The sequence below is a fragment of the Gemmatimonadaceae bacterium genome (assembly GCA_016720905.1).
In the GTDB taxonomy this organism is placed as follows: domain Bacteria; phylum Gemmatimonadota; class Gemmatimonadetes; order Gemmatimonadales; family Gemmatimonadaceae; genus Gemmatimonas.
Map to the genome: position 1 here is coordinate 460,623 of JADKJT010000002.1, position 22,876 is coordinate 483,498.

The window sequence follows — 22,876 nt, forward strand, 5'->3', positions numbered from 1 at the left end:
CCCTCCAGGAACTCGTCTTGGTGCTACTCGCACTCGCGCATGTGATGCTGACGCTGGGCGGCAAACCCCTGCCCCCCGACTCGACGCATTGCACCGCCGCCACGCGATTTCTGCGCGACGAGCAGCGCATGGTCGCGGCCATCGACGCCGACACCATAGATGATTGGCGCACGAAGCAGCGTCTCGCGGGGTGCCGCATCACGGCAGCCGGTGGTTCACCGATTGGCGTGGCCAAGGAGGCGGTGCGCCTGTACGAGCGCCTGCGTGCCGTCGGTTGGGTCCGCACACCCGATCCGCGTGACGCGCCCAACGAAGCGTCGCTGCGTTTCCGACTGGCGCAGTCCGACTGCCTGTTCAACGTGAACGCCGAGGCGATGCTCAACACCGAGTCGGAGGGTCGCGTCAACGACGCGCTGGTCCTCAGGGCCGGCGAGACGCGCTATCAGGTGTTCGTGCTGTGCCTGCCGGCCATGGCGGCGGCGCCGAGATAAGAAAGGCCCTTATGACTATTTGCCACCCGACGGTGCCTTCGATCCACCAGGCACACGCGGATTCCGCGTGAACGGCACGGCGCTCACGCCACGATGTCCGCGACTGTCGGTGGCGGTAATCACCAGGGCATACGGTCCGAATGGCAGCGAAGAGAGATCGAGGATTGCCGACCAACCCATGGGGGGTGGGCCTTCGGCCTTGGGACCCACGCTGCTGATTTCCCCGTACAGCAGCGTCGTCGGCTGACCGCCCACCACCGCCGTCGCTGAGATGATCGGAAACAGCGACTGCACGGTGGCTGCGACCGTCATCGTATCGCCAACGACGACCTGCGGCGCGGGCGTCGGAATGGACACGACAATTTCCGTGTCCGTGGCGGCCGTGACCGACACGGACACCGACCCACGTCGCGTTTCGCTGGTGGCTTCGACGACGACGGTGCCGACACCAAGCGCGGTCACCAACCCGGCGGGTGACACGGTGGCCACGCGTTCGTCGCTGGTGCTCCAACTCACTTCACGATCCGTCAACCTGTTCCCCGCGTAATCCGTCACGGTCACCGCGAGTTGACGTGATTGTGCCACCGCCAGACCGACCGCGAACGGACTAACCGACACACTGGCCACGGGAACCGGTCCGGGCGGACGTGCAGTGACACGTACCGCGACCTGCGCGGTCACGGTCCCCACACGGGCCGTGATCGTGGCGATACCCGTCGCTCGCCCGGCAATGATGCCGTCGGCGCTGACCGTCGCGATGAGCGGTTCATTGGATGTCCACGTGGTGATCCCCACGGTCATCGCCCGCCCCTTTTGATCCACCGCGTCGATACGCGCCAAGGTCATCTCACCGACCACAACGGGCGTAGAGGTGAGCGTCACCGTCATCGCCGTCAGCACCGGCAGTGGCTCGATCGGTTCGGCCGGTGCGACGGGACCGCTGGTGCCACCGCCGCCACACGTGGCCAGCAGCACCAGCGACGGCACCAGCGACGGCACCAGCGACCACAGCGTCCACCGCGCACGGATCACTTGCCACCCGCGGGTGACTTGGAGCCGCCCGGCACGCGCGGATTGCGTATGAAGCCGACCGCCTGCACACCGCGATGACCGCGGCTGTCCGTGGCCGATATCACGATGGCGTAGGGCCCGAACGGCAGCGTGGAAATTTCCAAGGTCGCAAACCAGCCGGGTTTCCCCGAGCCGGGAAGCGCGCCGAATGTCAACGACGCCTGCTGTCCGCCTATCTGAGCCACGACGCCGGTAACGGGATACAGCGAGCGCACCGACGACGCGATGGCCACCGTATCGCCAAGCACCGCGCCCGAAACCGGCGTCATGATGCTCACCACGATGTCGGTGTCGATGGCGGCCGTGACATTGAACACCATCGCGCCACGAGCGTCTTCACTGGTGGCCTCGACGACCGCCGTACCGGCGCCGAGCGCGGTCACCAGTCCGGTCGGCGAAACGGTCGCCACGGTCGGTTCGCTTGACGTCCACGTCACCACGCGATCGACCAGGGCATTCCCCGCGTAGTCCCTGGGCTTGGCGCCCAGTTGCATCGACTCTCCGCTTTCCAGCGTCGCCGATGACGGACTGACCGACACGGTTGCCACCGGCACCGGACCGGGAGGAAGCGGTGTGACCACGATCGTCGCCTGTCCCTGCACCGTGCCGACTTTCGCCGTCACGATCGTCTGACCCACGCTCACCGCGCGGATGACGCCGTCCGCACCAATGGTCGCGACGGACGGTTGACTGGTATTCCATGTGGTGACGCCCACGCTCATGGGCCGACCACGTTCGTCGATGGCCGCGACGCTGGCGGTGGTGCTTTTCCCTACCGTCACCGCTGCTGCGGCGAAGGACACCGTGAGCGTGGTCAGTACCGGCAGCGATTCCACGGATGGTGGCGGAGTGGTGGGACCGGTATCGGCCCCACCCCCGCAGGCGAGTGCCAGCGGCAGCCAGACCGCCGCAGCCGGCAACCGCCGCCGTGTCGTCATCGCGACGACGACGCCCCCTTCAGTTCGCGCTCGATCGATGCCAGGTCGCGCTTCGCATCAGCGAGCATCGCGCGCATGGCCACGGAGGGCGGAGCCATCGTGCCCGTTTGCGCACCCGAAATGGTGTACGTGCCGATCAATCCGCTCAACCGCTGACGAACTCCCTGCGGTCCGCCGCCGCCGCGACCACCACCGCCGCCGCGACCGCCGCCGGCTCCGCCAACCAATCGCTGCTCAAGCGCCTGCCATCGCGTGGCCGCGTCGCCGGAGGACGCGGTGCGTCGTGCCGCGAGATCCTTGGCCAGTGCGTCGACGGTGAGTTGCAGATCCATCACCTCGTCCACGAACGCCCCGCGCGCCTTGTGATCTTTGGGCGTATACGGCAACGCGGGGTCGGCGCGCACATCAAAGGTCTTCGACTCGGTCACGACTCCATCCACCTCAAGCGCGACCGTGAACCTGCCCGGTGCGACTTGCGGTCCACGCAGGCCAATGTCATGTGACGGAATGGTCAATTGCACCACGCCGGCGCGCGAACCCGGACCACCTCCACCGCCTTCTTCACCGCCTCCACCACCACCGCCGCGTCCGGCACCAGTCGGCGGTGCGTAGCGCAGGTCCCAGTTGACGCGATGCACGACACCAGCCGAGCCGGAACCCACGACCACGCGCACCGCGCGCCCGGTGGGACCGGTCACCAGCAACCGCACCTTCTGCGCGGGTTGCGCCAGATGATAGGTGAACGCCGCGCCCTCGGCCGGATTCTCCGCCGTGAAGAAGTAGTGGTTCATATTCGACACATCTTCCCAGTACAGCATCAATGTCGCGCGCGGCACGCCAAACAGGTGCGCGCGCTTGGCGGCAATGGCCGGTGTCCATTCGGCGATGGGCGACGCGTCGTCGAGAATCCAGATGCTGCGTCCGTGCGTGCCCAACACCAGGTCTTTGGTGCGCGGATGGATGACCATGTCATCGTAGCGCGTGGTCGGCAGGTTGGCCGCCAGTCGCGTCCAGTGATCGCCATGGTCGTGCGTCACGAACAGGGCGCGCTCGGTACCCAGGAACAACACGTTGGGATGGTCCGGATATTCGACCAGGCTGCGGATGGATGCGTCGTCCGACGGCAGGCCGTTGGTGATCGCCGTCCAGCTCCTGCCGAAATCGGTGGTGCGGAAGAGGTACGGCGCGAAGTCGCCGTCGCGATGCGCATCGAACGACACGAACGCGGTGCCGCGCGCCGCGGACGATGCGACCATGTCGCCCACGAATGTTCCGTTCTTCACGCCGGAGATGGAACGGCTCAACTCGGTCCACGTCTTTCCGCCATCGGTGGTGAGCTGCACGTTGCCGTCGTCGGTGCCCACCCAGAGAATCTTCGGGTCGAGCGGCGACTCGGCGAAGTTCGAAATTTCGCTGATGGCGTCGCCATCGTTGCGCGACAGGCGGATATCGCGATTCACCACGCCCATCATGCTGATGGTATCGCGATTGATCGCGCGCGTGAGATCCAGGCTGCTGGTCCACGACGATCCGAAGTCGGTGGACGTGAACAATTTGTTGCCCCCCAGGTACACCGTGCCGGAGCGATGACGGGAGGCCATCACCGGCGCGTCCCAGTCGAAGCGATACGCTTCGCCAACCGGTGGACGGGGATTGATGCCGAACACATCGCCGGTGATCGGATCCACCAGGGACAAGTTGCCGTTGCTGGACGAAGAATAGACCTTGCGTGCATCGCTCTTGTCCACGGCCTTGCCGGTGCCGTCGCTGAAGCCGATCTCGGCCCAGTCCTGATTGAGGATGCCCAGCCAGTGCCGCGTGGCGCTGGGGCCCATGAACGAGTGATTGTCCTGGAAGCCGGCGTACACCCAGTATGGATCGCGATTGTCCACGGCGATGCGATAGATCTGGCCCACCGGGATGTTGTTGACGCGGATGTACGTCTTGCCCATGTCGAAGCTTTCGTGCAGACCGCCGTCGCCGACCACGTAGATGTGACTGGAGTTGGACGGGTCCACGCGAATGACGTGATGATCGGTCTTGAGCCCCACGTCGTACGTGGGCGACGTCGGCTCTTCCTGGAACGTGGCGCCGCCGTCTTCACTCTTCACGATGTATGTGCCCGGCAACCAGATGCGCTTGTCGTTGTTGGGATCGATGGTGGGCTTGCTGTAGTACATCGGCCGCGGATTCGTGCTGCTCATCCGCTTCCACGTGGCGCCCGCGTCTTCGGTGCGGTAGGTGCCGCCGGCGCCAGCGTGTTCGATGGTGGCCACCAGCACACTGGGATTCGACGCCGCGAGCGCGAGTCCAATGCGTCCCTTGTCGCCGACCGGAATGCCGTTTTCGAGTTTGCCCCACGTGACACCGGCATCGGTGCTTTTGTAAATAGCGCTGCCGGGACCGCCGCCATTGAAACCATAGGCTTTGCGCAGGCGCTGATAGGTGGCGGCGTACAGCACGTTGGCGTCGCGCGGGTCCATCACCAGATCGGTCGCGCCGGTGAGCGTATCCACGAACAACACTTTCGTCCACGTGGCGCCGGCATCGGTGGTCTTGTACACACCGCGTTCGGGGTTGCCGCGCCACAGGTTGCCCACTGCCGCCACATACGCGACGGCGGGATTGGTGGGGTGCAGCACCACCCGGCCGATGGAGCGGGTGTCATGCAACCCCAGATACTTCCACGTGTCGCCGCCGTCGGTGGAACGATAGACCCCGCCGCCCCAGGACGAACTCTGCCGATTGTTGTTCTCGCCGGAACCGGCCCAGATGATCTTCGAATCGCCGGCAAAGATCGCCAGGGCACCAAAGGTGTTGTCGGCCTGCGTACCGAAGATGTCCTTCCAGGTCACACCATTGTTGGCGGATTTCCAGATGCCGCCCGAGGCCGTGCCGACGTACAGCACGGCCGGATTTCGCGGATCAATCTGCAAATCGTGGATGCGGCCACCGGACGCGGCGGGGCCAATGCTCCGGAAGTAGAGCGAGTCGAACGGCGCGGGGACAGGCTGCGCCGACAGGGTGGTCAGCGCCAGGGACGACAGCGCGACCGTGAGAGGAATGCGGAGGGCGGTGCGGAGCATGTGCGATCGGGTTGGGGGCAGTCGAAACGAGACCCGTTTCCCCCCGATTTCGCAAGGGAGATTGGGCATTCCTGCTGTCCGCGACGTCGGCTGGTCAGGCGGATGCTGACACTCACCCCTGAGATACGCCGACCTGCCGAGATTGGCTGACCCGGCATTATGGAGTGCATATGGTTCCAGACCTCCGCCGGTCCCCATGACAGCTGTCGGCCCCGTCTTCGCGTCCTTCCGCCGTGCCGTGCTCGCCACGGCTGCTGTCGTCGTGGCCTTCAGTACGGCTTGCGCGAGACACGCGACCCTGGTGCCGGTACCTTCGGCGGCGCGCGCCGATACAATCTGGTACGTGTCGGCCCGCGCGCGGGCAGATGGGCGCGACACCCGTGAACTGACCGACACGCTGGAGTACGGCTACGTCGTCTATGCCAGCGAACGCGTCAACGACGCACTCGACGGGGCGCTCGACGTGGCGCTCATCGACTCCGTGCGCCTCACCGAGCCCGCGTTCACCGCGGCGATCCAGCCCCCGGCCAACGACGAACAGTCGCCCGACGACTTCACCGTGCTTTATGTGCATGGGTTCGGCACGTCGCTGCACGAGGGGTGGCAGTATGCCGCTGAAGCCCGCATCCGGTCACGTGCGTCGGCGCGCTGGGTCGTGTTCTGCTGGCCGTCCAACGGCGTGGGGGTCACCTGGCCCCGCATCGGCGAACTCTTCTCCCGCGCGTATCACGAGGACACCGAGGTCGCGTTGTCCAGCCGCCCGGCGTTCATGCACGTGGCACACATGGTCATCGATGCCATCGGCGCCACCGGGGTCGTGCTGGTTTCGCACTCCCTCGGTGGTCGCATCGTCAGCGACGCCCTGACCACCGAATTCGGTCTGGCGTCCATCCTGAACGGTGCGACCCTGCAGACCATCGCGTTCGTCGCGCCGGACGTGGACGCGCGGCACTTCGGCGACTCGGTGGTTCCCGCCGCGCGTCGTTTGGCGCAACGGGTGGTGCTGTACACCTCCGGTCGCGATCGCGTGCTGAGCATGTCTCGACAGATCAATGGTGCCGATCGAGCGGGACAACCCAACGCGACCCCGCTGATTCGACCGGGACTCGAGACGGTGGACATGACGGATGGATTCGTCGCAGAGGGATGGTTTCAGGGCATCTTCGGCACGCATCATGCCATTCGCCGCGCGTCAGCCGCCCTGTTCGACCTCATGCACGTGGTGGGTGCGGGATTTGCGCCAAGCTGTCGTACAACGCTGGAGACCGCGACGCGCACCGACGCCGGTGTGTGGCGATTGACCTCCACCCGGCCACCTGACATCACGGCGAGGAGACAATGCGAACGCGATTTGCCCGCACGCTGACGGCTGTGGGACTCGCCATGGTGTATGCAGGCGCGCCCTCGTTGGCGGCCCAACGACGCGCACCGGAGCGCCTGCCATCCGACGGAGGCCTCACCACCTCGCTTGGCCAACCGGGCGCCTGGCAGCCGTCATTTGGCGTTGGTGTCGGACGGCGCTCTGAAGTCGGCGCCGTGGGCGCGATCGCTGAAGCACGTGTTGGCGTCTACCGGGAATTTCTCAGCCGATCACTCGGCCTGGGAGGCGCACAGATCGAGGCGTACGGCGGCTCGATCGACACGAGGTCCAACGGCGGTGTGCGCGGACGCCTGTTCTCCCCATTTCTGCGGGTCGGCTTTGGTGCCGACTATGATATCGGCGATCGGGAACTGCGGCCGATCTTTTCGCTGCAGTTGCCGCTCCGACGTGGCGGGCTGTTTCACGACGGCAGCGCGTTCCGCTTCGACCTGACTCCAGGTCGTGTGCACTCGGCCACGCTTGGCATCGAGACCCCCATCTTCCGCCGTATTCCGCTGGGTGTGACCCGTCCATTGGTTGACCGCGTGCGCCTCGCTGAACGCCGACCGGCACCCATTGCCGCGCTCGATGCGTCGCCAGCACTCCGCGAAGCGCTGGCCATCGCGCGCGCTGCCGCGACTCGCATTCAGCGCCTGTGCGTACCATGGCTTGATCACAAGGGCGTGGGCGGGGCTCGCAGTGACGCGGCCGTGCTGGCGCGTCTGGAAGACCTCAAACGCACCGTCGCTGCCGGCGACGACTCCGCGCGCACCCTGGAGGGCGAAACCCGTCGCTTCCATGACGCGATGGACCGGGCGTTTTCGCTGGCCATCGGCGGGCCCTCGTCAGCCGACGTCACCACGGTGGCGGGTCGAGCCACTGGCGACATGGCCCGTGAAATTCTCCTGGCCGAAGTGCTGCTCCCGTACGATCGCCTGCTGGGGCAGGTGAAGGAGAAGGACACGACGCACGAGTTTGCCGTGCTGGCGCGGGGTGCGTTTCTGCGTTGGCTGCATGTCGAGTCGCCGGTGCCCGGGGAATCCGTCGATGCCGTCCTGGCCGTGTTCTACGTGTTGCTGGACGTGGTCGAGGAGAATCGGCAGGCGGCGCGCACCGACTGGGGCACATCGCGCTTTGTCTGGTTGCCATTGCAGTTCGCCCTGCGCCCCGAACAGCACGACACCCAGGCGGAGCTCGATGCGCTGGTAGCGCGGGCCACCGAATCGTCGTTCACTGAAGGCAACGTCGTTTCGTACCTCATCAATGAGCAGTTCCAGTACCACGTGAGTCGCACCATTCGCGAGGCCGAAGACTATCATGTGCTCTGGACCCACGACTTCCGCGGCGTCGATGCGAAAGGTGATCCCGACGAGATGAGTTTTCGGCACGTGTTGCGCTCGTACCTCGCGGCCATGACCGCGCGTGTGCGCGCTTACGACCGGACGGGCACGTTTCCCACCTACATCATCATCCTCGATGAATGGTTCTACGAGCAGAACCATTCCAGCCGCTGGATGAACCTGCTGGAAGACCCCACGCGCTATCGCGTGCGGCTCCCGTCGCGCTTCTCGTCGTGGGAGGATTCGTTGCGCGCCGCGCAGGATACGCTCCTGGACGCCATTGCGGCGTCCTCACTGCTGGGGGCCCAGCGCCGACAATACGGCGAGACCTGGCTGCGCAATCTCATCAAGGTGCACGTCAACATCACCAACGCGTCCGATCCGAGTTTCGCCAGCTGGCAACTGGCCACGCGCTTTCCCGTGCCGGACACGTGGATGCGTGACCACCGCAAGGTGGTGTTCTACGACATCACCGAGGACGATCCCTACCGGGGTGAGGCGATCTTCACCGGCGCGGGGATTGGTGAACACTACGCCAATCTCTCGTGGGAGGATCGCTCCTTGTTGCTGCGGGGTCCGGCTGCGCTCAGTCTCAAGACCGCCGCCCGCGAGTTGCTGCGGGGTCAGGGTATTGCGGCGGACCGTATCCCGCTGGTGCTGCAACCACGACCGCTGGCCAGTGACTACGACGTGCAGATTCAGCGCGCGGTGCTCCGGGAAACGCGGCCACTGCGCGCGCTGCAAATTCACAACGGCACGGGATACGACGCCAAGCAGATCAACGTGGCCAAGGCGGTGCTGTACACGCTGATGCCGCCGGGCTCGGTCATCAAGATTCCGGATTCGTTGTGGAACGGCACGTTCTGGGGCTCGGCACTGGTGGGCTGCGCGCTGCGCGGCGTGCGTGTGGTGATCATTGCGCCCGCCTATGCCAACGCGCCCGCGCGCGCCTTTGGCTCGATGATTCGCAGCCGCGAGTTGCTCTGGCGCCTGCTGAAGGCGTCGCAGGTACTGGCGCCCGACATCGCGCGGGCCGGCGGGTTGCTCAAGGTCGGTCTGTACGCATCCGAGCTGCCCATCACCGATATCCCCGGCAAGGTGCGCTCGGTCAAGACCACACTGGAACAACATCAGTGGCTTCGCGACTTGTATGATTTTCCGGAGGCCGTGTACCCGGGGCTGGATCAACTGGCCGCCACATTTGGATCGTTGACCGCCGCGAACGGCGTGGCGAAGGACTTCGAATCCCGGGAGCGTGCCCTGCTTCACCTCAAGGCCAACTTCCTCGCCTCGCGCGAAGCCTGGCGCGTGATGGCGCGGGAGGAGTGGGTGGCCGTCACCGGCGACTTCGTCAAGCAGCGTCTCGCGCAGGTGCAGTCCCGCGCGTCATCGATTGGTTCCTTCACGTCATATCCGAACACGGTCATTTCCCTGGGCGATTCCGTCGTGCAACGCTGGTACGACGAAATGACGCCGGCAACGCGGGAGCGCGTGGTGTTCTTCACCATCCTCGGCTCCCCCAATCAGAATGATCGCAGCTTCGTGGCCGACGGCGAGGATGCGCTGGTGTTGTCCAACTGGCCCAGCATCATCCCCTATCTGGATCTGTTGTCGCTGGTGGGGCAAAGCAAGTGGATCGAAACCCCCGCCGAGTTGGACGCGCTGCTGCCACGACAAAACTTCCTCAAGACCCGCGTCGCGCACTGGTTCAAGTTCGTGTTCTAGTCCCCAGTCGCTTGCCCGGCGCACCGAGGATGCGCAGTATCCTTCGAAAGGCCATGCCACACGCCGGCATGGTCCTCACCTTCTTCAGCGCACAGTCAGGATTCCATGTCACAGATACCGCGCGATCAGTCGACGGGCCGCCACCAGTCTCCCGCCGAAGTCACCCGCCGCGATTTCCTGCGTCGAGCGGGGCTGGCCGGCGCCGCGCTGACGGTGGTCGGACCGCAGCTGAACGACGGGCTGCACGCCGCCCCGGTTCTGTCCGGCAGCGCGCCCACAACGCTCCAACCGGCAGCGGTCGATCCGTTCACAGGCTTGAGCGCACCGCCACCACCCGGCAGTTATTCGGGGCTGCGCTGGCGACATCTCGGTCCGTTTCGCGGCGGGCGTGTTGCGGCCGTCAGCGGCGTGCCGGGCCGCACCAACGAGTTCTATTACGGCGCGGTGAACGGCGGCGTATGGAAGTCGATCGACGGGGGCCGGGTGTGGTCGCCGATATTCGACGAGCAGCCGGTGGCTTCCATTGGCGCGCTGGCGGTGGCGCCGACAAAACCCGACACGATGTATGTCGGCTCTGGTGAGAGCACGCTGCGCGATTCCACCGGGTTCGGCAACGGCGTATACAAATCGACCGATGCCGGCAAGACGTGGACACACCTGGGACTCACCGACACGCATCACATCGGTCGCATTGCCATCGACCCGAAGAATCCGGATATCGTGTTCGTGGCGGCCATTGGCAAATTGTATTCGGCCAGCGAAGAGCGCGGTGTGTTTCGTTCCACGAATGGTGGCAAGACGTGGCAGCGCGTGTTGCGCCCCACCACCAGTGTCGGCGCCGTGGATGTCGTGATCGACCCGAGCGATTCCAAGGTGGTGTACGCGGCGCTGTGGGCCACGCGGCGTCCACCGTGGTTCACGTATGCGCCAACCAATGGCCCGGGCGGGGGATTGTTCAAATCCACCGACGGCGGATCGACGTGGACGCCGATGACCAAGGGGCTGCCGGCCGAGGGTATTGGTCGCAGCGGCATCGCCGTGTGCCCCAGCAATCCCAGGCGCCTGTATGCCGTGGTGGATTGTCTGTTGCCCGAGCCGGGCGGACCGGCGGCGGCGGCGCCGCAGGTTGGCGTGCCGGCGGCCAGTGGGCAGGGTGGTGTCTTTCGTTCCGACGATGCCGGTGCGTCGTGGCGGCGCCTGTCGAGTGATTCCGCGTTGTGGGGTCGCGGGTGGTACTTCGAAAAAATCACGGTCGATCCGAAGAACGCCGACATCGTATACGTGCCCAACGTGTCGGTGTCGCGTTCCACCGACGGCGGCGCGACGTGGGTGGCACTGCGCGGCTCTCCGGGCGGCGACGACTATCATCAGGCGTGGATTTCACCGGATGATTCGGACACGATGATTGTGGCGAGCGATCAGGGCGCGATCATCACGCGCAATGCACGCGCGACCGATCCCACCACGGTAACCTGGAGTTCGTGGCTCAATCAGGCCACGGCGCAGGTGTATCACATCTCGGTTGATCATCGTTTCCCGTACTGGGTGACCGGCGCCCAACAGGACAGTGGTGCGGTGGCGGTGCGTTCACAGGGCAAGTTCGGACAGATCTCCACGCGCGACTGGGAGCCCATCGCGCCTGGCGGCGAGAGCGGCTATACCGCCGGTGATCCGCTGCACCCCGGCATGGTGTACGGCGGCAACGGCAGTCGCTGGGACCTCGCGCAAAACGCACCCGTGCCTGGCACCACGGCGCCCAAGGGTCCCGAGGCCGAGCGCAGCGACTGGACGCAACCGCTGGTGTTGTCGAAGGCCGATCCGCGCGCGCTGTACTACGCGAATCAGTACGTGTTCAAGTCAACGGACGGCGCGCGCACCTGGACGCGCATCAGCGACGACCTGACGCGTGCGAACGCGGGCATTCCGCCCACGCTTGACGCCACGGCAGCGGCGCAGGTTGATCGCAACGGGAAGCGCGGGGTGGTGTACACCGTGGCGCCCTCGCCGTTGTACGTGCCCATGCTGTGGGTGGGCACCGATGACGGATTGATCTACCTGTCAACCACCGACGGCAAGGCGTGGAAGGACGTGACGCCGCCGAGTGTCGCGCCGTGGAGTCGCGTGACCATGATTGATGCGTCGTATCACGACATGAACGTGGCCTATGCCACGGTGGACCGGCACCAGCTCGAGGATTTCGAGCCGTACGTGTTCCGCACGCGTGATCAGGGGAAGACGTGGCAGTCCATCACGAAGGGACTGCCCGCCGGCGTGTACTGCCACACCATCAAGACCGACCGGCTGCGACAGGGACTGCTGTTCGTGGGCACGGAGCGCGGCGCGTACGTGTCGTTTGACGACGGCGACAACTGGCAACCGCTGCAGCTCAACTTGCCGGTCACATCGGTGCGCGACTTCGAGGTGCATGGCAACGATCTCGTGGTGGGCACGCACGGGCGCGGCATCTGGGTGATCGACGACATCAGCCCGCTGCGTCAGCTCACCGATCAGGTGGTTGCCGCCGATGTGTACCTGTTCCAGCCGGCCGATGCCATCAACATGCTGCAAACCGGTGACAACGGGACGCCGCTGCAGAAGGATGAACCGCAGGCACCAAACTCGGAGCACGGCGCGGCCATTGACTATTACTTGCGTCGCGCGCCCAATGGAACAGTGACGCTGGAGATTCTGGATGTGAGCGGCGCAGTGGTACGCACGTTTTCCTCGACAGCCGCGCCGGCCGCCGCGGGCGGTCGCGGTGGAGCGGCTCCCGGACGCATTCCAAATACGTCGGCGTTGTGGCGTGTGCCGCCCACGCCATTCGCCGCGACGGCGGGCATGCATCGCGTGGTGTGGAATCCGGTTTCCGCCGGCGGACGCCGCGGCCCCGACGGCGGCGGATTTGCTGCACCGACGGAACTCACCGGTGTGTTCACCGCGCGACTCACCGTGGACGGACAAACGCAGTCGCGCACGTTTCATGTGGCGCCCGATCCGCGCAGTGCGGAGCTGGCGCGATAGGGTCGGCGAACGGGGCGCGTACGGCCATTGAACATCAACAACCGATTGGACCGCAAAGATCGCGAAGGTCGCCAAGGCGCACGGCGGACCACTTCGCGAACTTCGCGGTTCAGATTTTGGAGCGTTTCGCGACCCCTGGCCCGATGTGGCTGAATGGTGTGCCTGGTTCAGCGAACGACTCACCCGACGAGCTTATGCCACCACTCGTTGGCGTTCTTGCCCGTGAGGTAGATCGACACCATCACCAGCAGCCCCATCATGAGGTTGCTGAACCGATTGGGTCGGTGCTCACCCATCAGTGCGCGGTTGTTCGCCAGTATCATCAGCGAGCCCACCAGCACCGGAATCACAATCACCACCATTGAGCGCACCAGCAGGGTCAGTGCCACGGGTTCCACGTTGAGCAGCACGATGTACAGTGGCGAGAGCCCCAGTAGCGCAATCGACCACCGGTACACCGGATCGCGTTGACTGGGTTGCGTCATGACCGGGGCATCACTGGCCACTCGCAGTCCGGGCACGTACCGTCGGCAGATGTCGCGCACGATCAGCGAGTATCCCATCGTGCCGCCCACGAAACTGCTGAAGCAGATTCCCAGCAGGCCGACGCCGAAGATCACTTTACCGACAAGTCCCATGCTGTCGCTGAAGATGCGCACCAGCTGTTCGGCGCTGGACGGCTTGATGCCCATCGGTAGCAGTGTGGCGGCCGCGGCCACCTGCAGCAGGGTGCCAACGGCGAATCGCGCAAAGGTGCTGGTGCGCAGATCTGTGCGCTGCCGCGCGAGATCGTCAACGCCGCGCCAACCTTTTTCCGTGGCGAAGTACGAGTAGCTCAGGTTGCTCATGCTGCCGGCCTGCGCGCCGATCATCGCCGCCAGCAAGAGCATCGCACTGTACAACCCTGTGCTGTTGGGGATCGTGGGAATGAACAATCCGCGCGCCACGGCGGCCGGATCGGGGTGTGCCATCACGGCGGCGACGGGCAACGTGATACCCAAAATCACAATCACCACCGTGCAACCGCGTTCGATGAGCGGATAGCCGCCCCGGATCATCATGGCCACGCCAAGCAGCGTCAACGCCACCGTCCAGATGGCGCCGCTGTGCGCCATGGGCAGCGGCATCAGCAGGTGCGCCGCGTTCCCCATCAGCAGGACAGTGTACAGGTTGCTGGAGTGACGGACGACGATTGTCACCACCAGTGCCGTCCACACCAGCCATTTGCCAATGCGCGCATACCCCTGCAACAGACTCTCACCTGTCACCAGGACGTACGCCGCGGCCGTGTTCACCCACACGTAGCGAAAGAGCAGCGCCAGACCCAGGGCCCAGATGAGCGAGTAGCCGTACGTCGCGCCCGCCACCGCGCTGGACAGGAAGGTGCCTGGTCCCATCGCGGTGAAGAAGAACACCAGCCCCGGTCCCAGCTTGTCCCTAGTGCGCACTGGTGGTCCCCAGGATGTGCAATGGCAGCAACTTGAACGCACCGGTGAGGTATGGCTCGCGGCGTTGGACACGCAACGTGCCGCTCTCGCGCCAGGTGTCCGACATCAATCCGCCGCCGGGACATGCCCGCAGTTCGCGAAGCACCGTCTCCACCACCGCACGTTCATCGACATCCGGAAGACGCGGATGCACCAGCAAGCGGACCACGGGTAGCCCCGCCTCCTCCTCTTCCACGAACTGGTAGTCCATCGCATGCCCGCCGAACTTCGCGGGCAGCACCTCTTCCACCAATGCCATCAGTTCCGTACCCAAGAACGTGACACCGGCGCTGTTGAGCTTTTCCCAGCTGCGCACGTCGTGCAGATGCGTGGTGAATCCCAGCTGCTCCAACAGACAGCCGCAATCGCGTCGCGTGATGGTGGCGTAGTCGCCCAGTTCCACGTTGACCATCAGTTTGGGGCAACTGGTGAGCACGGTGGTGAATGCCAGTGCGCCCACCATCACGGCGCCACCGCCAACGGTCTTCGGTCGCTGAATGAGCGCAACCTTCTCCGTCATCAGGTGCACTTCGTCCACCGACTCGGCGTTTGCACAGGCCAGTCCGATGTAACCCAGTTCGGCGCACGAATAGTGACTGGCGGTGCGGCAGCCGCGCTCGCGGATGATGGCATCCTTGGCGGCCGTGTAGGGTTCGGCGCTGACACGGAACACCGAGCCGGCGATGTCCAGATTGAGCTCATGCGCGGCCAGACAGGCGCGCACCGCCGTACTGGTGTTGGTATCAAGAATGGCCGGTGTGCCTTGTCGCTTCTGTTCCGCCAGCCACTGCGCGATGCGTGCGGCTTCGCGGGGAGGCACAAATCGGGGCATGGGCATTGCCCGACCGGCAAGGCGACTGATGGCCGCGGTGGCCATGGTGAACGCCTGGTACTTGAGATCTTCCAGTCGGGCAACCGGTGTGCGCGGCGTGAACCACGTCAGCACCCGTCCGCCGATCTTTGTGTGACGCAGAAACGTCTTGATGCCAACGGCACCGGGCAGCACCTCGCGCCAGATGCCCACCGGCATGGCTTCAATGCCGAACGCGGCCAGAAACAATTGTGTTTGTGCTGCCTCGTGGGTCAGGAGATCCAGATCGACGACCAGTCGCGTGCGCGGTCCTCGCGAGCCACCCGTGCGGGTTTCGTAGTGTTGCACCAGCAGCGGATTGTCGAAGTCCTCCGGACAGGTGTCGATGGTGAGGTTGCCCCGCACGATCGGCTTGCGTCCCTTGAATTCGTCAATGGTGACGTACACCCCGCGGTCGTACCAGGCGGTGAGGGCCGTCTCGAGTCCCATGTTCCGCACGTCCGCCGTGGCATCCGGCAACTGTATGCCTGCGTGCTGGAGCAGTTGCCGATAGGGGCTGCGCGGGTTGGCGTACACGCCCTGCTCGAGCATCGCCAGGAATGATTCCTCGCGGTGTGCCTGCTGCGTGGTGACAATGTCACGACAGGCGTCCGCGCTCAGCGTCGTGCGCAGGAACGCGCGAATCCCCACCGCATACCGGCCGAACATCTGCACGGTGGCGACGGCGCGGTGGTACGGCGATTTGGTGTGAGGCGGCATGGGGGCGAAGTATGCGCCGCGCGGCGGCTCGAGGCCATCGGCACGGCGTACGGGACGTGTCGTTGCGTGCTATCTTCTCGAATCGCTGTCTGGACCCCCAACCCCACCATCGTGTCTGCCATCCGATCCGCGCTGCGCGCCCTTGCCCCGATCTGCCTCTGCGTCGGACTTGCCGACGCGCAAACGCCCGACGCCGCCACGCTCGCCGGCTTGCGCTGGCGCTCCATCGGCCCCGTCAACATGGCGGGGCGCATCACCGACGTGGAAGCGCATCCCAGTCAACCCAAGACGTTCTATGTGGCCGGTGCCACGGGCGGCATCTGGAAGACCGTGAACGCCGGCACGACCTTTGTGCCGCTTTGGGAGAAGGCGCCGATTGCCTCCATGGGTGATCTGGCCATTGCCCCCAGCAACCCGAAGATCATCTGGGCCGGTACCGGCGAAGAAGACTCGCGCAATTCTGTTGCTCCGGGGTACGGCATCTACAAGTCGGTGGACGGCGGCGTGACCTGGCAGTCGATGGGCCTCGAGAAGACGCAGCACATCGGCCGCATTCTGGTGCATCCCACCAACCCGGACATTGTGTATGTGTCGGCACTCGGCGCGCTGTGGGCCACGAATCCCGAACGCGGACTGTACAAGACCACCGACGGCGGCAAGACGTGGACGCTGTCGAAGTTCGTCAGCGACCGCGCCGGATTCGTGGACCTGGCGATGGACCCGCGCGATCCAAACGTGTTGTATGCGGCGAGTTGGGAGCGTATTCGCAAGGCACACTTCCTCAAGAGCGGCGGCCCCGGCTCGGCGTTGTGGAAGTCCACGGACGGCGGCGCGTCGTGGAAGGAAATCAAGGGCGGCGGTTTCCCCGCCACCACCAAAGGTCGCATCAGCCTGGCCATCGCGCCCAGCAGCCCTGACATGGTGTACGCCATGGTGGAAGCCGACAGCGTGCGCGGCGCCAAACCGCAGCGGTTGCTGAGCGGACTCTATCGCTCGAAGGATGCCGGTGCGACGTGGACCTGGATGAGCACCGTCAACAACCGTCCGTTTTACTTCTCGCAGATTCGGGTGGACCCGAAGAATCCGGAACGCATCTATCGCATGGCGGTGGACTTCCAGTTCTCCGATGATGGCGGCTACTCATGGCGCGCGAGTATGCTGGGGAACCACGAGGACTATCATGCCATGTGGATCGATCCCAACGATCCCGAGCACTTCATCATCGGCGGTGACGCCGGCATCTTCCAGACGTGGGACCGCGGCGGCACGTACGACGCGCTCAACAACATGGCCATGGGCCAGTTCTACGGCGTGAGTTTCGATTTCCAGGCGCCCTATCGTGTGTGCGGCGGCCTGCAGGACAACGGGACGTCGTGCGGTCTCAGCCGGCGCAGCAATGCGCCGCTGCAAATGACCGACTGGTTTGCCGTCAACGGCGCCGACGGACTGCAAACCGCGCAGGATGCGCTCAATGCCGATCTCGTGTACTACGAATCACAGGGCGGCAACATTGCCCGGCGCAACGTGGCCACCGGCGAGACGGTGAACATTCGCGCGCGCACGGTCACGCGGGAGCAGTTCGGCACGCAAATCGCACGCATCAAGGGCGACGGCAGCAAGCCGCTCACGCCGGAGCAGCTCAAGCAGATTGCCGACCTGCGCGTGAAGATGAAGACGGACATGGCGGATCCCAATGTGGCCACGCGCTGGAATTGGAACACGCCGTTCATTCTGTCGCGACACGATGCCAATGTGTTCTACAGCGGCGCGGACAAGCTGTTCAAGTCGGTGAAGCAGGGCGTGGACCCGTTTGCCATTTCGCCCGATCTGTCGTCACGCGATGAGGCCCGCATTCGCATCACCACCGGATACGACATCGACGGCAACGTGGCCGTAGACGGCACGGGTGGTATCACGCGCGATGCGACCGGTGCCGAAGAGAACGCGACCATCGTCACCATTGGCGAGTCGCCACTCAAGCCGGGCGTGCTGTACGTGGGCACCAACGACGGCAAAGTGTGGCTCACCAAAAACGACGGCGGCACCTGGGAAGACCTGAGCGCGCGGTTCCCCGGCATCCCGCCGTTCACGCACGTGAGCAAGGTGGAACCCAGCGGCAGCGACTCGGCCACGGTCTACGTGTCGTTCGACAATCATCGGGATAACGACTTCATGCCGTACGTCTACGTGTCCACCGATTTCGGCAAGACGTTCACGTCGCTGGCCAAGGGGCTGATGGTTGGTCGCCCCAACAGCGTGTACGTGGTGCGTGAGGATCCGGTGAATCCCAGGCTGTTGTATGTGGGCACGGAGTTGGGCGTGAGTGCGTCACTCGACAAGGGCATGACCTGGTTCCCGCTGGAAAGCAATCTGCCCACCGTGCCGGTGTACGACTTGCAGGTGCATCCGCGCGATCTCGAACTCATTGCCGGCACGCACGGTCGTGGGATTCAGATTCTCGACGTGGCGCCGCTGCAGCAGATGACTGGGGACGTGCTGGCCAAACCGGCGCATCTGTTCAAACCCACCGTGGCCCTGCAGTACGGTGAGCGGCCGGTAGGTTCGGAGCCGCGTGCCCAGCGCATGTGGCGTGGCGAGCGCACCCCCAGCGGCGCGGTCATCGCCTATCGGTTGTCCGCGCCGCTCAGCAGTGCTCCGCGTGTGACCATCCTCAATGCGGCCGGTGATACCGTCGCGCGACTCGTGGGCACGAACACCGCCGGGCTCAATCAGATTTCCTGGAACATGCAGGCCACCGGAACACAGATGGTGCCGCAAGGCGGCGGCGGTGGACGTGGCGGTGGTGGCGGCTTCGGCGTGCAGCCGACCGGCCCCGTGAACGACCCCGGATTCCCCGCAGGATTCAATGCGCGGCCGGCGGAATCACGTGCGGCGCCCGATTCAACCGGTAGTCCATCCAGTCAAGCACGGCTGCTGGCGCAGGCATCGGCCAATCCGCCAGCTGGTGGACGTGGTGGCGGCGGCGGTGGCGGCGGGTTTGGCGGTTTCGGTGGCGCGCGGGCGTTGCCGGTGGAAACTGGTGACTACCGTGTGGTCATCGACGCCGGCGGTCAGCTGATGTCGCAGACGCTGCGCGTTGTGCGCGTGGCGCCCGACGAAACCAGTGTGCTGGTGCCCGCGAAGCGCTAGTCGCTGCGCCGCGGCCGGGGTCTGCCGAAGAGGGTGGAGCAGTGAGGGGCCTGAGAGGTGAGCAACGGAAGCGTCGAGCGTGAGAGGGGTGAGCCGGCGAGGGCAGGACTGAGTTCTCCCCTCGCCGGCTGGCCCCTCAAGCGCTCGACGCTTCCGTTGCTCACCCTCAGGCCCCTCACTGCTCATTACTCAGAAATGACTGTCAATGATTTGCATACACTGCCATGAACCCACCGCAATAGATCGTGCGCTACCTGATGGTCACCAGAAGTGAACTCCAGTGCGCCCGAATTCCCCATCAACCGACGCCTCGCGCATCGTCACCGCATTGGCGGTGGCGGCCCGCGCGGCACACGCCCGTTCGTTTCCATCCGTCCACCGATTGACGAACTCCTTGACGACCCGCCGATCTGCTCGACCACTGCGCTGCAGGATCCCCACCAGGCGCTGCCGATTGCCCAGCCCGCGACGATGACGATCCCACAAGAGCGCGCCAGCGAGGATGTTCCCCCAGCCACGCGCTTGATGTGCCAAACCCAGCAGTCGCGGCTGCCAGTCCGACAGCGGAGATGGCATGTGGTGGGTGTATGCACGCATTGCGGACCTCCGAATTGAGAACAGCTATCCAACTGCTCTCAAGCTGGGCACACACGCCTCCGGGAGCTATCGCCCGTTCGGGCCCACTTTTGTTCACTCTTTAGGGCTAGTACGGGTGTCGCGGCGCACGACCTTGCAGGCTCGCCACCCTGCGACTCGGCGTTTTCATCCGTAGATTCGCCCCATGCCTACACGCCTCGCCTTCCCACGGATCACGTTACAAGCCTTCCTCGCCCTCGGCGCGTCGTCCGTCGCCGCGCAATCGAAGCCCATTCGAGTGGAACTGGCTTACGCCGCGCCCGTCGACGGAAAGCCCAAGCCCAACTTCAGCCCCAAGGGCACGCAAATCGCCCTGAGCAATGTGTCGGCCGTCACGATCTTGCCGACCGGAGCGGTGCGACCCGCCAAGCAGGGGTCCATCATGGTGGGCCCCGACAAGGCGTCATGGATTCCGGTGTTGGCCGCGGCCAGCGCCGAGCATCCCAGCGACCTCTGCCAGCTGTTTGTCGACCGCAATCGCAATGGCGATTTCACCGACGATGGCGCGGCCTTGCTGGCCACACCCGCGCAGAATGAGAAGACCAGGGCGTGGTGGAGCTCCATCAACAAGGTCGAGTTGACGGTGTCGTACGGGGCCGCCAGGCAGTCGCAGCCATTTCTGGTGAACTTCTGGTCGGTGCGCGAAGACTCGGCCGCTGCGCCCGATGTGCTGCGCTATTCAGTGAACTCGTGGCGGTACGGCACCGTCACGGTGAACGGCGTCAGCGCCTTGGTCGCCGCCATGGATGGTGACAACAACGCCATCTTCAACAAGGACGACATGTGGAGCGTGCTGACCGCGTCAGCACCCGACGCCGAGAAAGCTGTCTTGAGCATCGGTGAAGCGCGCGCCACCAATCGACTGATGTTCGTCAGCACTGGCGCCAAGGACATTCCACTGGAGTTCCGGTCGTTCACGCCCGACGGCAGTGCGATGACGTTTGTCGTGGTGCCACGCGCCATCACCAAGGTGGCCGATCGCGCGCCCGACGACATGGTGCGGGAGGAACGCGCGCGACCGCGCACCGACGCGCCATTTGCCTGGGGCAAGGATGTCGACGCCGCGGTGGCGCTGGCCAAGACGGGCGGCCGCAAGGTGTTCATCGACTTCGAGGCCACCTGGTGCGGGCCCTGCCACACGATGGATCAGTGGGTATGGAACGACGTCGACGTGGCGCTGCAACTCAACGCGGGGTTCATCGGCGTGAAGGTGGACGCCGACCTGCAGAAGGCGTTGGTGAAGCGACTGAAGATTTCCGGATATCCCACCATGATGATGATGGACGCCGACGGCAAGGAGCTGCAGCGGGTGGTGGGGTATCAGTCGTCGAAGGAGATTCTCGGGTTCCTGAAGAAACCCTGAAAGAAATATGAACCGCCAAGTTCGCGAAGTTCGCCAAGGACGGCACACAGTCTGCTTGGCGAACTTCGCGAACTTGGCGGTTCATTGTCTTGCTCAGCGCTCCGGCAGAAACTCAGAATGTCGCGCGGGTGTTGCTCAGGATTTTCGTGCGCTCGAGATACCACCCCGTCGTACCTTCGCGATACATCAGGTACACAATGCCGTTGTGTCCGAAGCCGGCAATGGAGCGACCCACGGGCAACCGCACACGCTGGAACAGCTCACCGCGATTGTTCACCACGTCGTACACCAGCTCGCCGGCCTTGGCCTGCGCCGAGGTCGTGGGCAGAATCCACAGGTTGCCATCGAGATCCGCCTTGGCGGCGCCGCTGCGAATAGCCGGGTAGTAGTCGGCAATCTCGTTGATCGGCACATACTCGATGATCGGTGCGCTCATCTGCAGGCCGCCGCCGGGGCCAGAGGTGAACGTCTGCCCGGCACCACCACCGCCGCCGCCCGGTGCGCCTTCGACGCGCATCACGATGGTCATCCCGCCGACCGCGCCACCACCACCGCCGCCAGCCCCTCCACCGCCGCCAAGCGCCGCCGCCATCCGCTCCATACCCGCGGCCTCGGCGCTCGCTGCACCGGGCTTGCCGGCATTGGCCTTCGCATCTGCCGCAGCCTTGTCCGCTGCCGTGCGCGCCGAGTCAATCAGCTTCTGTTTGTCGTCATCCGTCAGACGCTTCCAATCGAATGGCAGTTTGCCCGTGGAGACCTTCGACCCATCGGTGTGAATCCAGTCGATGTGGTAGTCATGGCCACGGACAAAGGCAATCGTTCCGTCCGACAACACGGCCCAGTCATCCACGGTAATGAGCGGATTCACCGTGGCCTTCACCTGCATCTTGCCATCCGCCGTCTGCGTCATGTTCATGCGCGTGCCGCTCTGGATCTTCACCCGGCCAATCGTGTCCACGGTGCGCGTGTCAAAGTTGGCGCGAATGATGGGTGCCGAGTCGGGCGGTTGGATCACCGGTGGCGCCTGTCCCGGTGCACCTTGTGCACGGTTCTGGGTAACCATTTGCGCGCCGCGATACACCAGGTTGCCCTGCTTGTCCACGCCGCTGGCGCCGCCAGCCAGGAATCGCAGGTCGCCCGGCTTGGGCGCCGACATGACGTGTGACACCTTGCCCAGCGGATCAATCACGAGCAGCGACAGCGACGTGCCGTCGACGAACAACGTCGAGTCGGCGAGATAGGGAATGAGCGGCGCCGCGCGTGGGCCATAGCTCTGTCCGCCCTCGGACACGGAGTCGATGACGACACTGGCGTTGGACAGCTTGTCATCCAGCATGACCAGTCGACGGCGAACCCCGTCGTTCACCAGCACCTTGCCGCCGGCCAACTGGCGCACGCCGAAAATATTGCCGAAATGCTCGGACGATTTGGCGTCCACCGCGGACAACTCTCGGACCGGCACCGCCTGCTGCGCCTGCGCCAGGGGCGCCGCGAGCAGAGTGCCCATCGTGCACAGCGTGATTGACGTCCTGATGCGCATGCGCAAACCCGGAAATGGAAAGTAGTGTGATGGGCGAACAGGGGCGTTCGCCGTGGTACGACACGTTGCAGATACGGTCATCCTCAATAAGACACACC

General features: G+C 64.9%; 12 protein-coding genes and 1 pseudogene. 7 read left to right on the top strand and 6 right to left on the bottom strand.

Translation table 11 applies throughout. The features are described 5' to 3' along the window. The first annotated feature begins 17 nt into the window (after positions 1-17). A complete protein-coding gene (locus IPP90_04285; protein MBL0169941.1) occupies positions 18-491 on the top strand; it encodes a hypothetical protein in 474 nt (157 codons plus the stop codon). Between the two features lie 15 nt (positions 492-506). On the opposite strand, the gene IPP90_04290 is transcribed toward IPP90_04285, so the two are convergent. Both IPP90_04290 and IPP90_04295 read right to left on the bottom strand, forming a co-directional pair. Beyond that, the gene (locus IPP90_04290) at positions 507-1,523 is read right to left on the bottom strand and encodes an Ig-like domain-containing protein (GenBank protein ID MBL0169942.1); all 1,017 of its coding nucleotides are present in this window, start codon (positions 1,521-1,523) and stop codon (positions 507-509) included. Further along, positions 1,520-2,500, bottom strand: a complete 981-nt coding sequence (locus IPP90_04295) for an Ig domain-containing protein (protein MBL0169943.1) — start codon at positions 2,498-2,500, stop codon at positions 1,520-1,522. Before IPP90_04295 ends, IPP90_04290 begins: the two co-directional genes overlap by 4 nt. Positions 2,501-3,019: 519 nt before the next feature. Here IPP90_04295 and IPP90_04300 point away from each other — a divergent pair. The 4 genes and pseudogenes from IPP90_04300 to IPP90_04315 all read left to right on the top strand — a co-directional run bounded on the left by IPP90_04300 (position 3,020) and on the right by IPP90_04315 (position 13,032). Further along, positions 3,020-3,097: pseudogene (locus tag IPP90_04300) on the top strand (polymer-forming cytoskeletal protein). A gap of 2,685 nt (positions 3,098-5,782) precedes the next feature. After that, on the top strand, positions 5,783-6,952 hold the full coding sequence (locus IPP90_04305; GenBank protein MBL0169944.1) for an alpha/beta fold hydrolase: 1,170 nt from the start codon (positions 5,783-5,785) through the stop codon (positions 6,950-6,952). Continuing rightward, the gene (locus IPP90_04310) at positions 6,925-10,011 is read left to right on the top strand and encodes a hypothetical protein (protein ID MBL0169945.1); all 3,087 of its coding nucleotides are present in this window, start codon (positions 6,925-6,927) and stop codon (positions 10,009-10,011) included. The genes IPP90_04305 and IPP90_04310 overlap by 28 nt, the downstream gene beginning before the upstream one ends. 105 nt (positions 10,012-10,116) lie before the next feature. Next, complete coding sequence (locus IPP90_04315; protein ID MBL0169946.1) at positions 10,117-13,032, top strand: twin-arginine translocation signal domain-containing protein; 2,916 nt, start codon at positions 10,117-10,119, stop codon at positions 13,030-13,032. A gap of 179 nt (positions 13,033-13,211) precedes the next feature. Here IPP90_04315 and IPP90_04320 read toward each other — a convergent pair whose 3' ends face one another. Further along, positions 13,212-14,480 carry an Nramp family divalent metal transporter gene (locus tag IPP90_04320; protein MBL0169947.1) on the bottom strand — a complete coding sequence of 423 codons (1,269 nt, stop codon included), beginning with the start codon at positions 14,478-14,480 and terminating at the stop codon, positions 13,212-13,214. Then, entirely contained in the window at positions 14,470-16,089 is a 1,620-nt protein-coding gene (locus tag IPP90_04325) for a hypothetical protein (GenBank protein MBL0169948.1), read from the bottom strand. Before IPP90_04325 ends, IPP90_04320 begins: the two co-directional genes overlap by 11 nt. A gap of 111 nt (positions 16,090-16,200) precedes the next feature. Here IPP90_04325 and IPP90_04330 point away from each other — a divergent pair, with 111 nt between their 5' ends. After that, complete coding sequence (locus IPP90_04330) at positions 16,201-19,239, top strand: hypothetical protein (protein MBL0169949.1); 3,039 nt, start codon at positions 16,201-16,203, stop codon at positions 19,237-19,239. A 261-nt stretch (positions 19,240-19,500) separates the two neighbouring features. On the opposite strand, the gene IPP90_04335 is transcribed toward IPP90_04330, so the two are convergent. After that, a complete protein-coding gene (locus tag IPP90_04335; GenBank protein MBL0169950.1) occupies positions 19,501-19,836 on the bottom strand; it encodes a hypothetical protein in 336 nt (111 codons plus the stop codon). 184 nt (positions 19,837-20,020) lie between these two features. Here IPP90_04335 and IPP90_04340 point away from each other — a divergent pair, with 184 nt between their 5' ends. Then, positions 20,021-21,238 (top strand): thioredoxin family protein, encoded by a 1,218-nt coding sequence (locus IPP90_04340; GenBank protein ID MBL0169951.1) that lies wholly within the window; start codon positions 20,021-20,023, stop codon positions 21,236-21,238. A gap of 112 nt (positions 21,239-21,350) precedes the next feature. Here the strand turns inward: IPP90_04340 and IPP90_04345 are convergent, their stop codons facing one another. After that, positions 21,351-22,745: a hypothetical protein gene (locus tag IPP90_04345; GenBank protein ID MBL0169952.1), complete on the bottom strand. Its 1,395-nt coding sequence runs from the start codon at positions 22,743-22,745 to the stop codon at positions 21,351-21,353. Positions 22,746-22,876: the final 131 nt, after the last annotated feature.